Origin of the sequence: Campylobacter sp. P255, assembly GCF_003627915.1 — a bacterium.
Lineage (GTDB): Bacteria > Campylobacterota > Campylobacteria > Campylobacterales > Campylobacteraceae > Campylobacter_D.
In genome coordinates this window covers 12570-31792 of record NZ_NREN01000002.1, presented here as the reverse complement: position 1 = coordinate 31792, position 19223 = coordinate 12570, and the positions used below count along the sequence as shown (strand labels likewise).

General features: G+C 30.4%; 19 protein-coding genes and 2 pseudogenes. 17 read left to right on the top strand and 4 right to left on the bottom strand.

From position 1 onward, the window contains the following. Positions 1-77: 77 nt before the first annotated feature. The 12 genes and pseudogenes from CKA54_RS01410 (at position 78) to mrdA (ending at position 10775) form a co-directional block, all read left to right on the top strand. Positions 78-908: an NAD(+)/NADH kinase gene (locus CKA54_RS01410; RefSeq protein WP_120759354.1), complete on the top strand. Its 831-nt coding sequence runs from the start codon at positions 78-80 to the stop codon at positions 906-908. Continuing rightward, positions 908-2422 carry an AAA family ATPase gene (locus CKA54_RS01405; protein ID WP_120759352.1) on the top strand — a complete coding sequence of 505 codons (1515 nt, stop codon included), beginning with the start codon at positions 908-910 and terminating at the stop codon, positions 2420-2422. Before CKA54_RS01410 ends, CKA54_RS01405 begins: the two co-directional genes overlap by 1 nt. A gap of 60 nt (positions 2423-2482) precedes the next feature. After that, positions 2483-3727 carry a diguanylate cyclase gene (locus tag CKA54_RS01400; protein ID WP_120759350.1) on the top strand — a complete coding sequence of 415 codons (1245 nt, stop codon included), beginning with the start codon at positions 2483-2485 and terminating at the stop codon, positions 3725-3727. Continuing rightward, a complete protein-coding gene (locus CKA54_RS01395; protein WP_120759348.1) occupies positions 3718-4515 on the top strand; it encodes a TatD family hydrolase in 798 nt (265 codons plus the stop codon). The genes CKA54_RS01400 and CKA54_RS01395 overlap by 10 nt, the downstream gene beginning before the upstream one ends. Continuing rightward, positions 4515-5666 carry a lytic transglycosylase domain-containing protein gene (locus tag CKA54_RS01390; protein WP_120759347.1) on the top strand — a complete coding sequence of 384 codons (1152 nt, stop codon included), beginning with the start codon at positions 4515-4517 and terminating at the stop codon, positions 5664-5666. The genes CKA54_RS01395 and CKA54_RS01390 overlap by 1 nt, the downstream gene beginning before the upstream one ends. Positions 5667-5721: 55 nt before the next feature. Continuing rightward, positions 5722-6441, top strand: a pseudogene (locus tag CKA54_RS01385) (septal ring lytic transglycosylase RlpA family protein); the annotation flags it as partial. A 4-nt stretch (positions 6442-6445) separates the two neighbouring features. Continuing rightward, positions 6446-6934 (top strand): 3-deoxy-D-manno-octulosonate 8-phosphate phosphatase, YrbI family, encoded by a 489-nt coding sequence (locus tag CKA54_RS01380; protein WP_039663419.1) that lies wholly within the window; start codon positions 6446-6448, stop codon positions 6932-6934. Continuing rightward, positions 6925-7431, top strand: coding sequence for a hypothetical protein (locus tag CKA54_RS01375; RefSeq protein ID WP_120759345.1), 507 nt, complete (start codon positions 6925-6927; stop codon positions 7429-7431). The genes CKA54_RS01380 and CKA54_RS01375 overlap by 10 nt, the downstream gene beginning before the upstream one ends. Then, positions 7413-7871 (top strand): lipopolysaccharide transport periplasmic protein LptA, encoded by a 459-nt coding sequence (lptA, locus tag CKA54_RS01370; RefSeq protein ID WP_120759344.1) that lies wholly within the window; start codon positions 7413-7415, stop codon positions 7869-7871. Before CKA54_RS01375 ends, lptA begins: the two co-directional genes overlap by 19 nt. Continuing rightward, a complete protein-coding gene (yihA, locus tag CKA54_RS01365; RefSeq protein ID WP_120759343.1) occupies positions 7868-8467 on the top strand; it encodes a ribosome biogenesis GTP-binding protein YihA/YsxC in 600 nt (199 codons plus the stop codon). Before lptA ends, yihA begins: the two co-directional genes overlap by 4 nt. A gap of 124 nt (positions 8468-8591) precedes the next feature. Beyond that, entirely contained in the window at positions 8592-8948 is a 357-nt protein-coding gene (locus CKA54_RS01360; RefSeq protein WP_232087575.1) for a hypothetical protein, read from the top strand. After that, positions 8949-10775 (top strand): penicillin-binding protein 2, encoded by a 1827-nt coding sequence (mrdA, locus tag CKA54_RS01355; protein WP_120759341.1) that lies wholly within the window; start codon positions 8949-8951, stop codon positions 10773-10775. On the opposite strand, the gene queA is transcribed toward mrdA, so the two are convergent. The 3 genes and pseudogenes from queA to tatB form a co-directional block, all read right to left on the bottom strand. After that, positions 10768-11790, bottom strand: a complete 1023-nt coding sequence (gene queA / locus CKA54_RS01350; RefSeq protein ID WP_120759340.1) for a tRNA preQ1(34) S-adenosylmethionine ribosyltransferase-isomerase QueA — start codon at positions 11788-11790, stop codon at positions 10768-10770. The two genes, mrdA and queA, sit on opposite strands and share 8 nt — an antisense overlap. Then, a complete protein-coding gene (tatC, locus tag CKA54_RS01345) occupies positions 11783-12523 on the bottom strand; it encodes a twin-arginine translocase subunit TatC (RefSeq protein ID WP_120759339.1) in 741 nt (246 codons plus the stop codon). The genes queA and tatC overlap by 8 nt, the downstream gene beginning before the upstream one ends. 119 nt (positions 12524-12642) lie before the next feature. Continuing rightward, positions 12643-12918, bottom strand: a pseudogene (gene tatB, locus CKA54_RS01340) (Sec-independent protein translocase protein TatB); the annotation flags it as partial. A gap of 154 nt (positions 12919-13072) precedes the next feature. On the opposite strand from tatB, the gene CKA54_RS01335 reads away from it, so the two are divergent. Then, on the top strand, positions 13073-14083 hold the full coding sequence (locus tag CKA54_RS01335) for a permease (protein ID WP_120759337.1): 1011 nt from the start codon (positions 13073-13075) through the stop codon (positions 14081-14083). A gap of 8 nt (positions 14084-14091) precedes the next feature. Continuing rightward, on the top strand, positions 14092-14415 hold the full coding sequence (locus CKA54_RS01330) for a metalloregulator ArsR/SmtB family transcription factor (RefSeq protein WP_120759335.1): 324 nt from the start codon (positions 14092-14094) through the stop codon (positions 14413-14415). A 13-nt stretch (positions 14416-14428) separates the two neighbouring features. Here CKA54_RS01330 and CKA54_RS01325 read toward each other — a convergent pair whose 3' ends face one another. After that, the gene (locus CKA54_RS01325) at positions 14429-15178 is read right to left on the bottom strand and encodes a HugZ family heme oxygenase (protein WP_120759333.1); all 750 of its coding nucleotides are present in this window, start codon (positions 15176-15178) and stop codon (positions 14429-14431) included. A 174-nt stretch (positions 15179-15352) separates the two neighbouring features. On the opposite strand from CKA54_RS01325, the gene CKA54_RS01320 reads away from it, so the two are divergent. From CKA54_RS01320 to CKA54_RS01310, 3 genes are read left to right on the top strand one after another with little or no spacing between them, the layout of a single operon-like run. Then, on the top strand, positions 15353-17485 hold the full coding sequence (locus CKA54_RS01320; RefSeq protein WP_120759331.1) for a TonB-dependent receptor: 2133 nt from the start codon (positions 15353-15355) through the stop codon (positions 17483-17485). Further along, a complete protein-coding gene (locus CKA54_RS01315; protein ID WP_253254844.1) occupies positions 17460-18449 on the top strand; it encodes an iron ABC transporter permease in 990 nt (329 codons plus the stop codon). Before CKA54_RS01320 ends, CKA54_RS01315 begins: the two co-directional genes overlap by 26 nt. Before the next feature lie 3 nt (positions 18450-18452). After that, a complete protein-coding gene (locus tag CKA54_RS01310; RefSeq protein WP_120759327.1) occupies positions 18453-19223 on the top strand; it encodes an ABC transporter ATP-binding protein in 771 nt (256 codons plus the stop codon).

Below are 19223 nucleotides of genomic sequence, written 5' to 3'. Positions count from 1 at the left end.
CTTAGATTAATTTTGTTTAATTTTGTAATTATAGTATTTTATTCTTTTGCTTAGCTAAGTTTTGTTATAATTTTTCTATGAAAAAACAGATTAATATAGAAAAAATTCAAAAAGTTGGCTTATTTTGTAGATTAAATACTAACCTAAATGAGCAAATTGCTTTACTAAGAAAGATTTTTGATGTAAAAAATATTGAAGTGGTTTTGTTAAGCCAAGATAAAATTCATTTAAAAGATTTATCAGATTTAGATTTTCTTATTTCTCTTGGTGGAGATGGAACACTTCTATCTTTATGTAGGCAAGCATATCAAGCTAAAAAACCTATCTTAGGGATAAATGCTGGAAATTTAGGTTTTTTGACTGCTTTTTCGTTGAGTGAAGTGGAAGTTTTTTTTGAAGATTTTTTTAGGGGTAATTTTAAAATAGAAACAGCAAAAATGCTTCAGATTACCTTATATAAAAAAAATAAAATCATTAAAAAGTTCGCCTTTAATGACGCGGTTTTTTCTCGCGATAATGCCTTAATGGCAAATGTGGAAGTATTTTTTGAAAATAAGCTTTTTAACGCTTATTATGGAGATGGATTAATCATTGCAAGTTCAAGTGGATCTACCGCGTATAATATCAGCGCAGGCGGTCCTATCGTGCATCCTTGGAGTGAAATTTTTGTTTTAACACCGGTTTGTTCGCATTCTTTAACCCAAAGACCTATTGTTTTGCCTTATGGTTTTGAGCTTGAATTAAAAGTGGAGCAATGTTTGTTATATTTAGATGGACAAGAAGTGATCAATCCTAAAGAATATGATAAAATTCTTATAAGCCTTAGTAAAAAAGAACTTAGTTTTATACACCAAAAAGATAGAGATTATTTCCAAGTTTTAAAAGAAAAGTTAAATTGGGGTAAGTGATGATAGAAAGTATTTTAATAAAAGAAAATTTAGGTTTTAAACAAGCAAAATTAGATCTTGAAAAAGGACTGACAGTTTTTACTGGATTAAGTGGTGCTGGAAAGTCGGTCTTGTTTAAAGCTATCTTGGCTGCCTTTGCACTTAGTGAAAGTGAAGCAAAAATGGTAGAAATTTTACTGAATGATAAACTTGAACTAGATGAGTTTGGTATAGAAAATGAAGAAATAAATATATTTAAACTTTTAAAAGATAAAAGCACACGCTATTTTATTAATAATCAAATGATATCAAAGAAAAATTTAGCCTTATTATCTAAAGGTTTTGTGAAATATCTCTCTGCCAAGGAAAATAACGAATTTAGCAATGAAAGATTTTTAAATATACTTGATTTTATGCAAAGTAAAGAAGATAAAAATTTTCAAGATTTTTTAAGTGAATATAAAAACACTTATAAGGAATACTTAGAAAACAAAAGCAAACTAGAGCAAATTCAAGAAGAAGAAAAAAAAGTAGAAGAGTTAAAAGAATTTACCAGCTTTGAAATACAAAAAATTCAAAGTATTAATCCAAAAATAGGTGAATTTGATGAATTGATGAGTCTTAAAAAAAGACTTTCAAAAAAAGATAAAATTGATGCAGCATGGAATAAAGCGAGTAAAATTTTTGAACTAGAATCAGCGGTAATTGATGCATTGCAAATTAGTGATGTTGATAGTTCATTTTTTTCAGAATGCCTTAATGAGTTAAGAGTAGTTTGGGAAAATCAAAGTTTTGATGATTTTGATTTTGATATTGAAGAAGTGCTTGATAGGATAGAAAAGCTTTCTTCTTTGATTTCAAAATATGGGAGTATAGAAGAAGCTTTAGAAGCTTTAGAAAAGAAAAAAACAGAATTGGCTCATTATGAAAATTTAAGTTTTGAAAAAAAAGCATTAGAAGAAAAAGTACAAAATACTCAAGGTATTTTAGAGCAAAAATGTCAAAAACTTACTCTTATACGCCAAAAAAAGCTAAAAGAGCTTGAAAAGTTACTAAATTTTTACCTCCAAAAACTGTATATGAAAGAAGTAAAATTAGAGCTTAAAGAGTGTGCTTTAAATCTTTTGGGGAAAGATGAAGTTAGTTTAAATATCAACGAGGCTAGTTTAAAAAATTTAAGTTCAGGCGAGATCAATCGTTTAAGACTTTCATTTATTGCCACTGAATGCAATATAACAAATAAAGCTAGCGGAATAATTTTTCTAGATGAAATTGATGCAAACTTAAGCGGTAAAGAAGCAATGAGTATTGCTGAAGTACTAAAAGAACTTGCGTGTTTTTATCAAATTTTTGCCATTTCACATTTACCACAGCTTTCATCAAAAGCAAGTAATCATTTTTTGGTGGAAAAAATAGGTGATGAAAGTAGAGTGAGAAAAATTGAAAAAGAAGAAAGAGTAAGAGAGCTTGCTAGAATGGTAAGTGGAGAAAATATTACCCAGGAAGCTTTAGAATTTACTAGAACTTTACTTTAAAAACAAAAAGTAAATTTCTATATGCTATAATTATAATTTTAAGTCATAAAGAGGTTAGCTATGGAAGAAAAAATTTTAATTATTGATGATAATAAAATGCTTACAAAACTTTTAGCAAAAAAAGTAGAGAGTACCTTAGGTTTAAAAGTAGATGTTGCTTTTGATATGAATAGCGCTAAAGAATTAGTAAAGAATAATTATTTTATGGCTTTTGTGGATCTTTGTTTGCCAGATGCTCCTAATGGAGAAGTGGTGGATGTGATATTAGAAAAAAATATCCCTGCTATTGTTCTTACGGGAAGTAGCGATGGGCAAACACGTAAAAAATTTATGGAAAAAGACATCATAGGTTATATTCAAAAAGAGAGCGAAAGCTGTATCGATGAGATGTTAAGTTCTATTAGAATGTTGCAAAAAAACAATAAAACTAAAATTATTCTAGCAATTGCTAATGTGACTTTACGTGCAGAAATGAAAAAAAATCTAAATAACCAACTTTTTAACGTTTTAGCAGCAGCACATGGAGAAGAAGCTTTGAGTTATCTTAGTGACAATCCTGATACTAGATTGGTTATTTGTGATGCGACTATGCCAGTAATTAATGGAGAAGATTTGCTTGTTGAAATTCGCTCAAAGTACTCCAAAATAGAACTTGGTGTGATTATGGTTGGAGATAAAGATGATGCTTTAGAAGCAAGAGCTTTTAGAAAAGGCGTGAATGATTATGTTATTAGACCTTTTCAAAAAGAATCACTCAATTGTAGGGTAAATAACTGCTTAGACTATATGCAAAAATGTGTTTTATTAGATGAATATAGTTTGGGTAAGGATTTATTAACCGGACTTGATGATTATGCTAGCTTTGAAAAAAGATTTTTAGACTATTTAGAAGATATGCAAGAGAATGAAGAATTAGCATTAGCTTTGATAGATATTGATAATTTGGCGACTATTAATTATGAGTTAAGTTATGATTGTGGTGATGGTGTGATTAAATATGCTGCCAAAAAAATCAAGGATCAAATTCGCGGTATGGACTTGGCTACAAAAATCGAAGATGGTAAATTTTATGTACTTTTGAAAAATACGGGCAATAAAGAAGCGCTAAAAGCTTTTTCAAATATTAGAGTTAACATTGCTAAAGAAAGCGTATTGATAGCACTAGATGAAGTAGATTATAGTGTTTCTGTGGGGGTTGCTTTTGGAGGTAAATCTAGTCAAATGCAAGAACTATTAAACAATGCCCAAAAAGCTTTAGATTTAGCAAAGGCAAATGGGAAAAATAGGGTAGAGGTATGTTTTTAGATTGTGATTTTTCTGAAAAAATCATAGACACGCATTGTCATTTAGACAGCCAAGCTTATTTTGGGTGTTTAAATGAAATGCTCAATCATGCCTTTGATAATGGAATAGATAAAATCATCATACCAGGTGCAGATATCAAAGATCTACCAAGAGCAAGAGAGATTGCACATCGTTATGAAAAGGTGTTTTTTTCTTGCGGGGTGCATCCTTATGATATCGATGATTTTGATTTAGATATTTTGAAAGAATTTATTAACGATAAAAAATGTATCGCGGTTGGTGAATGCGGGCTTGATTATTATCGTTTAAATGCTGATGATGAGGCGGTAAAGGCAAAACAAAAAGAAGTTTTTATCGCTCAAATACAGCTAGCTATTGAATACAAAAAACCACTGATTGTACATGTGCGTGATGCAAATGAAGATAGTTATAAGATATTAAAAAATTATGCAAAAGATTTACAAGGTGGTGTTTTACACTGCTTTAATGCAAGTGAACTTTTGCTTTCATTGGCAGATGATGGGTTTTATTTTGGTATAGGTGGGGTTTTAACCTTTAAAAACGCCAAAAAACTTGTGGAAATTTTACCTAAGATACCAAAAGAAAAGCTTGTTTTAGAAACAGATGGTCCATACTTGACCCCAGAGCCACATCGTGGTAAAGTTAATGATCCCATTTTAACGCATTTTGTTGCGCAAAAAATAGCTGATCTTTTAAATCTTAGCAAAAGTGAAATTATTAAGTTGACTAATTTAAACGCTAACCGTTTATTTTTTCAAGGTTTGTAATGAAAAAAAAGTTTTTATTCTTTACTTTAGTTTTATTGTGTTTAAATGCTAAAGCTTTGCAGTTTACACCAGAGCATTACACTCAGCAAGCTCAAATTTTAAGAAATTTAGATATCGAAGCAAACTATTTAAGTGATATGATTTTTCTGGAATTTAAAGAATCTTCTATGGATATGCACTCTAAAACTTTAGTGGATACGATGAGGGAATTTTACAAAATTACTCCAATTATTCGTAAAATTTTAGAAAAAGAAAATATCCCACAAGAATTCTTATACCTTGCTGTTGTAGAGTCAGGTTTAAAAATTCATAGTGTTTCAAGAACTAAGGCAGTGGGTGTATGGCAGTTTATGAAACCAACAGCGCAAACTTTAGGTTTAAGGATCGATCCTTACGTTGATGAAAGAAGAGATTTGGTAAAATCTACTCATGCTGCGATTGCTTATTTAAAGCAGTTAAAAGAGCAGTTTGGGAAATGGTATTTAGCTATTTTGGCTTATAATTGTGGCGATGGTAAATTGCGTCAAGCTATAAAAAAGGCAAAAAGTGATGATTTAAGAGTTTTACTTGATCCTGATAAAAAATATCTGCCTTTAGAAACACGAATTTTTATTAGAAAAATTTTAACCATGGCGTTTTTGGCTAATAATAATGATTTTTTAATTTCACAAGATAGTGCCTTGCTAAATTATGCTTTATCAAGTGAAGTTAAAAAAATACCTGTACCGCCTAGTGTTTCTTTAAGGCAGTTAGCTAAAGTTGCTAAAATGTCTTATGGTGAGTTTAAACGCTATAATCCACACTTTAACCATGATTTTACACCACCTGATAAAAAAGACTATTACATGTATGTGCCTTTAAGTAAAAGTGTAGCAGTAGAAAATGCAATGCAAAAAGTCAAATTAGCCAAGGTGGATACAACTATCCCACATACTAAAATTTATATAGTAAAACAAGGGGATAGTCTTTATACTATTGCCAGAAAACACAAAATCAGTGTAGAAAGCATAAAAGAGTATAATAAAATCAAAGGAAATTTGATCAATATCAATCAAAAACTTGTGTTAAAAATTAAGGAGAATAATAATGCAAAAATCAAAACTACTCAAAAATTACCAAAAGACTCTCATACAAAAGTCGTTAGTCGTTAGTTGTGTTGGTGTTTTATTTAGTGCTTGTAGTATGGTGCCTATTAGTACGCCTACGGTATATTATCCAGAAAGAGATTTTAAAAGCGTAAAGCATAATAACACGAATTTAAAAGGAACTATGAAACCTTATACTATTAATGGTAAAACATATTATCCTACTGTAGTAGAAGTAGGTGAAACTGCAGATGGTATAGCAAGTTGGTATGGACCTGGTTTTCATGGTAAAAAAACTTCTAATGGTGAAACTTATGATCAGCATGCATACACTGCAGCACATAAAACTTTACCAATGAATACTATTGTAAAAGTAACTAACCTAAAAAATCACCGCCAAACTACAGTTAGAATTAACGATAGAGGTCCTTTTGTCGCAGGAAGGATTATTGACTTATCCAATATGGCTGCAAGAGATATTGATATGATACAAGCAGGGACAGCTCCTGTAAGACTTGAAGTAATTGGTTTTGGTACTAGTGCTAATTCGGGTTCGGTGCATACTAATTCGAATTTAGGAAACAGTGGATCTATTGTTGATAGTGGACATATTTTCCAAGGAGGATCTTTTATGGTACAAATTGGAGCATTTAGAAATAAAAGCGGTGCTGAATTAATCGCAAGTAGATATAAAAACTACAACTCATATACTTCAACTATACAAACAAGTGCAAAAGATGGTTTGCATAGAGTATTTTTAAAAGGCTTTAGAAGTGAACAAGAAGCAAGAGATTTTGCTGATAGTGGATCTTTTCCAGGTGCGTTTATAGTAAGAGAGTAAAATAATGATAGAATTGATTTTTTTAGATGTAGATGGTTGTTTGACAGATGGTAAAATCATCTACACTCAAAATTATGGCGAGATTAAAGAATTTAATGTAAAAGATGGTGCTGCGATTGAAGCTTGGCAAAAGCTTGGCAAAAAAGTTGCTATCATTACAGGTAGGACAAGTGAGTGCGTGTATTTTAGAGCTAGGGATTTAAAGATTGATTTAGTATATCAAGGTATTAGTGACAAACTTGCTTGTGCAAAAGAAATTTTAGAAAAATTAAATTTAGATTTCTCTCAATGTGCAGCTATTGGAGATTACTATAATGATATGAGTTTACTTGAAGCGGTGGAGTATAGTTTTAAACCAAAAGATGCACACAAGGCTTTAAAAACTGATAAGGTTTTAAATAGAAAAGGCGGCAATGGTGCGGTGAGTGAAATGATAGAAATTTTAGTAGAATACAACAATATGCAAGCGCAATGGGATAAGCTTTGGCGATAAAAATTTTTGCAATCTTAATGGGATTGTTTGCTTTTGTGATGGTGATTTTAAGTACGCAAGATCCTTATCTTTTTGCTATAAAACCACAAAAGGTTGATGTGGCAAATATGCAAGCTTTTGATGTGCTTGATTATGAGCTTAATACCACCACTACAAAGGCAAGTTATCAAGCTAGTCGTTGGGTTAAATACCAAGATAAAGATATTTTTGATGATTTTAAAGTGCAAGCACTTGATTATAATTTAAGTTCAAATTTATTAATCAGAAACGATGAAAAATCTATTTTAGAAGGTAATGTTAGTTATTTTGATAAAAATCAAACTTCTATTTTTACCCAAAAAGCAGTTTATAACATGAAAGATAAAATTTTATTTTCTAATGATACCTTTAAAGCTTATATAGGAGTTAATGAGGTATTTGGAAATAGCTTTTTATATAATGTAGATCAAAAAGAATTAAAAATTCAAGGAATAAAAGCATGGTTTTTAGAACAGTAATTTTTTTATGTTTGTTGAATTTATTTGCATTGGGTGCGCAAAAAATAGAAGTATATGCTAAAGATTTTTATTTAGATGAGAAAAATGAAACTAGCACCTTAACAGGTGATGTGGAAGTAAAAAAAGGCGGGGATATTTTAAATTCTCAAAAACTAGTTATTTATATGAAAAATAAACAACCTGTGAAGTATATTGCTACTCGCGATGCTAAGTTTAAAATTAATATGAAAGATAAAACTTATCATGGAAGTGGAGATGAGTTTGTTTATAATGTGGCTAAAGATACCTATGAAATCAATGGTCATGCAAAAATCATCGAAGTGCAAAGTAAAAAAGAACTAACAGGGGATAAAATCATCGTAGATAGAAAAAATATGACTTATAGGGTGCTTAGTAAAGACAAAAAACCTGCAAAATTTGTATTTGAGGTTAAGGAATGATCCTTAATGCTCAGTTTTTAACTTCGGCTTCTAAGGTTAGTGAAGCACCACAGCCTATATATACAGAGATTACATTTTTGGGTCGTTCTAATGTAGGTAAAAGCTCTTTGATCAATACACTTTGTAAAAATAAAAATCTAGCAAAAAGCTCATCAACTCCGGGTAAAACTCAGTTGATTAATTTTTTTGAAGTAAATTGCAAAAAAAATGAGGATAAATTTAAACTGATGTTTATTGATTTGCCTGGTTTTGGTTATGCAAAGGTAAGTAAAAAAACAAAAGCTATTTGGAATAAAAATTTAGATGAATTTTTAAAAGAACGTAGTTCTATCAAACTCTTTATACATCTTGTTGATTCAAGGCATGAAAATTTAGATATTGATGCAAATTTGGAAGCATATCTAGACTCTTTTATAAGAGCAGATCAAAAAAAAATAACTGTTTTCACAAAATCAGACAAGCTTAATCAAAGTCAAAAAGCTAAAATTTTAAATCTTCACAAAAATGCTATCATGGTTTCAAATTTAAAAAAAACAGGTATTGAAAAACTAGAAGAAAAAATTATTTTAGAAAGTTTGGGTTTGAATGAGGAGTAGGAGATTAGTAAAAAATAGATTTGATTTTTCTTATTTATTTTTCTATCTATCTTTGATTTTTTATCAAGTATTAAGCTCAGTATATTACTGGATGCCACCTTTATTTGGTGTGTTTTTTTGTTATATGATTGTACTTTTAAAAGAAAAAGAAAGAACATTAAATAAGCTTGATTTTAGATGGTACTTTTCTTTATTTTATCTCATTATTATAGATATTATACATGGTTTTTATCTTTTTAGCTCTTGGATTGCATTTTTTATTTTTTATCATTTTTTTGTGGATTGGTTTAAAAGCAAGCTGAAGTTAGGGCCTTATTTGCTCGTTATATTTACTTTTTGTGCGTATATTTTTATTTATTTTTTTGATGTGTTTTTGGCATATTTAGATAATAGTCAAATTTTAAATTTTGGTTTAGAGTATTTGTGGTTTTTTGCTATTGAAGCATTGATATCATTTGTTATTTTTAGAGGAAAAATTTAAATGCGTATGCGCTTGGTGATGGGCTTTATAGCTTGTTTTTTTATATTATTACTTGCTAGAGTGTATTATATTAGTATCAAATCTAATGTATACTATGAAGAAATAGCCAAGCAAAACGCTATAAAAACTCAGTTTTTAGCACCCGTAAGGGGGCAAATTTTAGATGTTAAAGGCCGACCTTTAGCGGTTAATAAGCTAGGATTTTCCATATCGGTTAAGCCTTATTTGTATATTAAAAAGAAAAATAGACCACTTTTAGATCAAGAATTACAAGCGATTGTAAATGCTTTTCCTGATTTGAATATTACTAGATTAAAAAGAGCTTACGTAAAAGCTGATTCTTACTATAATCAAGATTATATTGAAGTGGTGCCATTTATAGAATATGATGCAATGATTAAGCATTTTACTAAGTTAAATTTACGTGAAAATATGCAGGTAAAATCTACCACACAAAGATTTTATCCTTATAATGCCTTAGCTAGCCATGTTATAGGTTATGTAGGTAAGGCTAATTTAAATGATATGAATGAAAATGAAATTGCAAGATTAACAAGCTATGTGGGTCGTAGTGGTATTGAGCGTTCTTATAATGAAATTTTACAAGGACAAAAAGGCGAAAAGGTTAGTAAGGTAAATGCACTCAATAAAGAAATAGAGGAACTTTCTTATAAAAAACCTACTTCAAGCAATATTACCTTAAGTATTGATCTTGATTTACAAGAATACCTTACCTCGCTTTTTAAAAATTTAGCAGGAGCTGCTATTGTTATGGATGTTAAAACGGGGGCTATTTTAGCAGCAGGTAGTTTTCCTGAATACAATCTCAATCCATTTGTAACAGGTATTACTCAAGAAGAATGGGATAAGTTGTCAAATGATTTAAACCACCCTTTTACAAATAAGCTTATCAATGGACTTTATCCTCCAGGTTCAGTTATTAAAATGGGCACAGCTTTGGCTTTTTTAGATAGTGGTAAAGTACACGAAAATCATAAATATTTATGTGATTCAAATTTTGAACTTGGAGGTAGAAAATTTAGATGCTGGAAAACCATAGGCCATGGTTATGTAGATATGAATGATGCCATTAAGGAAAGTTGTGATGTGTATTTTTACAAAGGTTCTTTGGAAGTAGGTATTGATACAATTAGCTCGGTTTTTGAAAGAATAGGTTTTGGAGCAAAAACAGGAGTGGACTTGCCAAATGAATTTATAGGCACAGTACCTAGTCGAATTTGGAAAAAAGAAAAATACAACCAACCATGGTATCAAGGTGAAACCTTAAACACAAGCATAGGGCAGGGAAATTTCCTTGCAACACCTATGCAAGTAGCTAAATTTACGGCTATGATAGCTACCTCTAAAAATATCACACCGCATTTTTTACACAGTGTTGATGATAATATAACTAAGATTAGTTTTGAAAACAATGAAAGTGTATTTACGACTTTTGAATTATCAAAACTTCCGCTTTTAAGACGTGCTATGTATGAAGTAGCTAATGTTGATGGGGGAACTACGGCAAGATTTTTAAAGCATTCTCCTATAACCATAGCAGCTAAAACAGGAACAGCGCAAGTGGTAGGAATTTCACAAAGTGAAAAAAAACGCATTAAAGAAGAAGATTTGGAGTATTTTTTAAGATCTCATGCATGGATTACTTCGTATGCACCTTATGAAAAACCACAGTATGTTGTCGTGGTATTGATTGAGCATGGTAAAAGTGGAAGTAGTGCAGGTGGACCTATGCTTGCTAAGATTTATGAAAAACTGATAGAATTGGGTTATATTGATAAAAAATATATTAAGAAAAAAACTAGATGATTAGCATTCCATCGCCATAGGAATAAAAGCGATACTGATTTTTTATAGCTTCATGGTAAAGCTCTAAAGTTTTTTCTCTTCCTATAAAAGAAGCCACTAGCATGATGAGGGTTGATTTAGGTAGATGAAAATTAGTCAGCAGGTAATCTAATCTTTGCGGGGTATTTTGTGGATGTAAAAATAAATCACAATAACCTTCTTGAATTTTGTTTTGATAATAATACTCTATACAACGAGTTACAGTAGTACCTACGCCTAGTATTTTTTTAGAGGAGTCAATCAAGGCGCGTGTTGCATCACTGATGCAAAAAAATTCAGAGTGCATTTTATGTTCTCTGATGTCTTCACACTCCACGCCTTTAAAAGTTCCTGCACCAACATGTAGGGTTATGGTATGAATACTATGGCTTTTTTTAAGCTCATTGATCATTGCTTCATCAAAATGTAAGCTAGCAGTGGGTGCAGCAACTGCTCCTTGATTTTTTGCAAAAATACTTTGATAGTTAATATTATCTTGTGCTTCATCAGCTCTTTTGATATAGGGAGGCAAAGGCACATGACCGATATTTTCTAGTATTTTAAAAACTTCATGATGTGTAAGTGTTTTTTGCTCATTATAAAATTCTACTTCCCTAGTACCATCTTGATGAAGTTTTTTAATCTTAGCTTGTAATTTATTTTCAAAGTATAAAATTTGACCTTCTTTTACCTTGCCGCGAATTTGAACTAAAAAATTGTCTTCCTTTAAAGGGTGGTTGATGAAAAGTTCTATTTTGCTGCCACTTTCTTTGTTTCCATAAATTCTTGCTTTGATGACTTTGGTATCATTGAAAATGATCTCACAAGGTGGTAAAATTTGAGCAAGATCTTTAAAATGTAAATGTGTTATTTGATCTTTATATCTTTCATATACCAAAAGTTTTGCATTTTCCTTGGGTAAAATAGGAAAATTTGCTATGAGTTCGCTAGGTAAGTTATAGTCATAGCTAGAGAGCAAAAGATCTTTATCATTCATCTGTGTCATCTTCTTTTTTGCTTGGATTGACTTTTTTAGCGATATAAATAGAAATTCCATAAAGTCCACACAAAGGCACCGCCATTAAAAATTGTGAAATCACATCAGGGGGTGTCATCATTGCAGAAAAAACAAAGATCACTAAAACTGAAACCCTAAAATGCTTTTTTAAAAACGCATCATCAACTAGTCCAAGTTTGGCAAAGAAAAAGGTTATAACCGGCATTTCAAAAGCTAAACCAAAAGCAATCACTAATTTAGTAAAAAACCCTACATATAAACCTATGCTGATCAAAGGCTTAAAGTCTTGTGTTTGCACCCCAAAATCAATCAAAAATTTAAAAGCCAAAGGGATAACAACATAATAACAAAACAAAGCACCAAGCGCAAACATAATGCTCGCAAAGCTTACAAAAGGTATCACTAGTTTTTTTTCATTGTCGTAAAGTCCTGGTGCTACAAATTTCCAAAATTGCCAAAAAATAACCGGTAAAGAAATTAAAAAAGCGGTAAAAAATGAAACTTTCATCGCTGTAAATAAAGGCTCTTGTAATTCAACGAAAGTCATTTGTCTGGAAATTTCAGGTAAAGCTGCTTCAACAGGTGCTTTAAGTATATCGATAATATAGTTATTAAAACTAAAACATACAAAAAACATTACAACAACACAAGCAACACTGATAAATAATCTTTTTCTTAGTTCTACTAAATGTGGTTTTAATTCTTCAAACATGCTTAGCTTTCCATTTTTTGAGTATTTTTATCATTTTTTTGAGTATTTTCTTCGAGATTAGAAAGTTCTTGTATATCTTTTCCTAGTTCATTGATTTCGTTTTTTACTTCATTGGTATTATTTAAAATATCTTCTTTGAGTTGATCAAATTCTTCAAAGCTGAGTTTTTTTCTAATGTTTTCATTAGTTTGTGAGAATTCATCTTTGTATTTTTGTGCTTCATCTTTTAATTCTGCTATTTTTAATTCTTTATTGATACTAGCTTTTGCTTCATCGATATTACTTTTAATAGCTTTTAAGATTTTTGCAATTTCTACTATGGTTGAAGGTAGTTTTTCAGGGCCAAGTACCAAAATAGCTACAACCAAAATAACCAAAATTTCGCCAAAACTCATTATTTTATCTTCTTTCATATAAATATAGCTTTTACATTTTACATAAAAATACTTAAAAATATTATTACTTTTATGATATTAATATATCAATATATCTTGATATATTAATATATTTTTACTACAATCATTAAAATAAAACTTCGAAAGGAAAGATATGTGGGATAAAATTTTAATTATTTTGCAAGATTTCTTAGTTCTTTTGGGTGAAATTTCTATTTTATTTATCTTGGTGAGTATGTTTGTTGCTTTTGCAAATGAAAAGTATTCTAAATTTTTTGAGACCCACTTAAAAAGTGATGGATTTGGAAGCTATGTTAAGGCTATACTTTTAGGTGCTTTGACACCTTTTTGTTCGTGTTCAAGTATCCCGCTTTTAAATGCTTTTTTAAGAGCAGGTGTTCCACTTGGTGTGTGTATGGCGTATTTAATCACATCGCCTTTAATCAACCCTATCATTATCGTGATGTTTATAGTGAGTTTTGGGGTTAAGATCACCTTACTTTATATAGGATTTTTGTTAGGGGTTATTTTATTTCTTGCTTTTGGAATATCAAAAATCAATACAAAAATATTTTTTAATGATGATTTTTTAAATAATGAACTTCAAGAAGGACAAGCCAATTCTTGTTGTTCTAGTGCTAAATCTAGTCAGTTTTTCACTCAAAGTTCATGTTGCTCAAGCTCTAAAATAACCCAATCTACCACAAAAAGTACTTGTTGCTCATCAAATAACCCATCACTTAATTTTACAAAACCTAAAACTCAATTCAAAAAATACTTCACTCAAAGCTTCCAAGAATATAAAAAAATTTTTCCTTATATTTTTGTGGGTATGGCTATAGGGGCTATTATACATGGTGTTTTTCCGCAAAATTTCTTTGAGACCTATCTTATGGATTATGGAGTTTTAGGTGTGTTTGTAGCAGCTTTTATGGGGGTTTTACTTTATATGAATTGTACTGCTATGATTCCTGTGGCGCTTGCTTTAACTACAAGTGGGGTTCCACTTGGTATAATGATGAGTTTTTTAATAGCAGGGGCGGGGTGTTCTTTACCTGAACTTATCTTGCTTAAAAGAATTTTTAAAACAAACTTTTTGGTTTTATTTGCAAGTATGATTGTTATGATCGCTATTGGCTTTGGACTTTTAATGTTTTTTATATAAGGAGTATAATGCAGGATTTTTTAAAAATAACAAGTGCGATTAATGATGAAAGTAGAATTTTAATTCTAGCTTTCTTGCAAAAACACGGAAAGCTTTGTGTGTGTGATCTACAAAGTTCGTTAAATATGAGTCAATCAAGACTTTCAAGACATCTTAAAATTTTAAAAGAAGCTAATTTTTTGGAAGTAGATAGACAAGGTGTTTGGGCATATTATGGGGTTAGGGAAAATTTGGATATTTTTTGTAAGGATATATTAAAAAATATCAACAGTCTTTCTTTGAAACTTCCTGAATTAAAAAGGTTTTCTTGTGAATGCGCTAATGCTAGGTAAATTACCTAGCAAGCTATTTTTTGTGTGAGAATTGATGAGGGTGTTTGCCTTTGATGTGAATAATTTTTCCATCTTGTATATCATAAGCTTTACCAAATCCTTTCACAAAGCGTCCATTATGGAAATCAAGCTTAATTAAATGAAAATCAAGCATAGATCTAATCATCTTCACTGCTTTATCATCTTTTGTTTGTTTTTCAAATTCATCGTATTTTTTGTCAAACTCTGCATCTCTTTCAAGAATAGATGCACTTGCTTTATAGCGCAGTCTTTTTCTTAGAGTGACTGAACTTGCTTTGCATTCATCTTCTAAAAACATTACTTCAATGTTGTTTGGATTTGTTTTGATATTGTGAAAATGCTCACTGATTTGACTAATGTAAATGTAATTTTCAGATTGAAATCTAAAAAATGGAGCATAAGAGCAAGTGGTTTCGCCATTTTCAGTGAGTGTTGCTAAAATGATGGAATTATATTGTGCGATAAATTCATCAATCTCTTGATGAATGTTTTCTAAATCATCGCTTTTTGCATTCATGCAAAGCTCGATAATGATATCTTTAATGGTGTTTACATCAGCTTTTGTTGGAAAATTAATGCGTAATGTTTGATCGTCATTATAGATTATATCTAGTCCTTCAAAGTCTACACTCTGAAGTATAGCTTTTTCGATTTTCTTGGAGTTAGAAAATTTTTTGCATAAGTCTATAAGGTTGGATTGATGATGTGAGTTCATATGCTCTATGATAGTGCTAAAATTCATTGAATGGTATCCTTTTCATAAAATTTTGAAAAACAATATCAATTATCAAATTAAATTTATCTTAAACCGCTTATTATTTTATCTTTTTTTAAATTAAATGAGAGTATATTTCTCTTTTTTTAATAATGATATGAATTATCATTATTATATAGTAATCACTAAGGAGTGTGTATAATGAATTCTACAAGTAGGATTATTTCATTTTCTTTTTATACTGTATTGTTTTTAAATCATGCATGGGCTAATGCACTAAATACAAAAGATGAAAAAGTATTTTTAGATGAACTTGTGGTTTCTGCGAGTGGATTTGAGCAAGATGCGGATAAGAATTTGAGAAATGTTATTGTTGTAAATGGTTCTTCTTTAAAGAAAAAAGGTTTTAGCTCTATAGAGCAAGTATTAGAGAGTATACCTGAAATCAATTTTGTTAATTTTGGACTAGGTCGTAATGTTGATATGAGAGGACAAGGAAATAAATCTAATATTGCTGTTAAGGTAATGCTAGATGGTCGCCAAATTAATATGCTTGATAATTCTCATGGCGTTACGCCTTTAAATGGGATCAATATAAACAATATCGAACGTATAGAAATCATACCAGGTGGAGGGTCAATTTTATATGGAAATGGCACAAGAGGTGGTGTGATCAACATCATAAGCAAAAAGCAAAAACAAGATCATTTTTCTATTTTTAATCAAACACAATCTTACCAAAATATTATCGATGGAGGTAATTTTGGTTTTAATTTAAACAAGGTTTTGCATGATGATGTGGTTTTGTCTTTGAGTGCGCAAAAATTTGACAAAAATGGCTTTCAAGAAGGCTACAATGAAAAAGGCTTTCATCTTAATACAGGCATAATGAGCGATCTTAATGAAAATAGTAATATTGCATTAAATTATAATCATTTTAAAAGTACAAATAAAAGTAGCGGCTATTTAACCAAAGCACAAATTGAAAGTAACCCTAGGCAAAAAGGTGCTTCAGAGAATATCACACAAACTAATAGATCTGAATTAAGCTTAGATTATAATTACTACCTTGGTGATGCTTGGGAATTTCGCTTAGGTAGTTTTTGGCAAGATCAAAAAATCGTTTATGACAAAGATGTGGTTATGATGAAAGGTATTAAAGCTTATCAAGATGGAAGTGGCTTTAATGACATGACTTTGGGGTTAAATTTTAAAGCAAAATACAATTATGATGAGAATTCTTACTTGGTAAGTGGGTATGATTTTTTAAACCATGATGCTAAGCGAACAAGCTTATTAAAATATAGCGTTTTTCCTATCATACCTTATCATCATATGCAAACTATTATGGATATGAACAAGCAAAGCCATTCGGTTTTTGTTTTAAACTCTCATCAATTGAATGATATTTTTGTTTTATCTAGTGGTATTCGATATGAATGGAACCAATATACCACACATAGAAGCTATAAAAATCAAATGCAAATTAACACCCCAAACCACCCTAATAGTTCTGTAATTATAGATGAGTTAAGTCTTTTTGACACAAAAAAACACAGTGATAATATTGCTTTTGAGCTTACTCCTACTTTTGTGTATTCTGATACGGGTTTGGCGTATTTTAAATACGAAAGAGGTTTTATATCTCCAAGCCCAGCACAATTTGTAAATAAAGACAACAAAAGTAAGAAGTATTATTCTACGGATTTAAATTCTGAAATTTTTCATACCTTTGAATTGGGCATTAATGATGTATTGTGGGATTTTCACGTTTTTAGAGCAAGTGTTTTTTACACCCAAAGTAAAGATGAGATCGCTTATCTTGGCAACCCGCATGCTACATCAGGATCATGGTGGAAATACTACAATATAGATGAGACTAGACGACTTGGTGTTGAAATGAATTTAAGTCAAAAACTACTCGGAGAAACTTTAATCTTAAAACAAGGTGTAGCTTACATCGATGCAAGTATATCTAAAGGGGTTAATGATGGCTTAAGAATTCCTTATGTCTCTAAGGTTAATTTATATGCGGGATTAGATTATTACTGGAGTGCAAATTTTAATACTTTTGTTGACTTAAATTATCATTCTAGAGCCAAAGACGGCGGTATGATAGATGAGAAAACGGGAAAAATGTATCAAAATGAATGGATCAAAGACTACACTTTAGTAGATATTGGAGCAAGTTATAATTATAAAAATTTGCAAATTGCTGCAGGGATAAGAAATGTATTTGATAAAAAATACTACACCTATCAAGATAGCATAAATGATCAGTACCTACCAGGAAATGGAAGAAGTTATTATACGGAGTTTAAGTATGTGTTCTAAAAACACTTTAATTTACTCCATGTTTGCTTTGGCTTATTTTGTGGTTATTGTAATGGCGTTATGCTTAGGTGAAGAAAATATCAATCCTTTGCAGTTGTATGAGTATGTTTTTATACAGAATGACACTTTAAATCAAATGATCATAGATACTCGTTTAAGTAGGGCGGTTATGGCTATTTTGATTGGAATGTTATTATCAAGTAGTGGAGCTATTACCCAAAATGTATTTTCAAACCCCATAGCAGATCCTTATATCATAGGTATTGCTTCAGCAGCTACTTTTGGGGCTATTGTTGCTTATTTATTGGGCTTTGAAGATTATTATTATGGAATTTTTGCCTTTATTTGTTCGAGTATTTTTTCTTTTTTTGTTTTTAAAATCGCTTCTAAAACTTCCATTAGTACATTGTTGATTATTGGTATTGCTACATCATCTTTTTTAGGGGCTTTTACTTCATTCTTTACTTATGTTATTGGAGAAGACTCTTTTAAGGTTGTAGCTTGGTTGATGGGAAATATTGGCTTAAGTTCTTGGTATCATGTGCAAATTCTTATCTTGCCTTTGCTTTTGAGTTTATTGTATTTTTATATCAATAAAAATGCCTTAAATATTTTGTTAAGCGGAGATGAAGAGGCTAAAAATTTAGGGGTTGATGCATATAGTTTAAGGATAAAACTTTTGATCGTTTCTTCATTAGCTGTATCTTTTGCTGTGGCTTTTACGGGGATTATAGCTTTTGTTGGTTTGATTATACCGCATGTTGTGAGATTGATTTTTAAAACCTATGATAATGCTATTGTGATCCCATACTCTGTTGTTTTTGGTGGTATTTTTTTGCTCATTAGTGATATTATAGCAAGGACTTTACTTTCTCCTGTTCAAATACCCATAGGTATTATTACTGCTTTGTTTGGTTCGCCTATATTTTTATATTTAGCTTTGAAGTCAAAAAAAGGATTTTGAAAAATGATTAAAATTCATAATTTGTATTTTTCATATGACCATAAAACATTACTTGAAAACATTAACATCAGTCTAAAACATCAAACATTCTTAGGTATTTTAGGTCCAAATGGATCTGGAAAAAGTACTTTATTAAAGTTGCTATTGAAAGATTTGGTGCCAAATCAAGGCGAAATTGTTTTATTAGGCGAAAATGTGAATCATATTAACACAAAAGACATATCACGTCTAATAGGGCTAGTACCACAAAAATCTAAACTCCAAGCTCCTTTAAAGGTTGTAGATGTTTTGCTAATGGGAAAATATAACGCACTAAAGCATTCTTTTTCAAGTTATACTCATGAAGATATAAAAGAAGTGAAAAATTACGCAAAAACACTACAATGTGAGCATTTGTTGTATAGAAATATCTTATCTTTAAGTGGGGGAGAATTCCAAAAAATCCTCCTTATAAGGGCTTTATTAAAAAATCCAAAAATACTTTTCCTAGATGAGCCTACTTCAGCTTTAGATTTAAAATACTCTATAGAAATTTTAAAATTTTGTGAGCAACTTATCCATGAAAAAAATATCTCTATTGTCGCTATTTTACATGATTTAAATTTGGCTTCGATTTTTTGCGATCAATTGGTATTTTTAAAAGATGGAAAAGTTCGGTATTTTGACAGTACACATAAGCTTTTTACTCCTGAAATTTTATATGAAATTTATGGATTAAAATGCGAAGTGGTTTATAAAAATGCAAGACCATATGTTTTAGCTTTAAAGGAATAA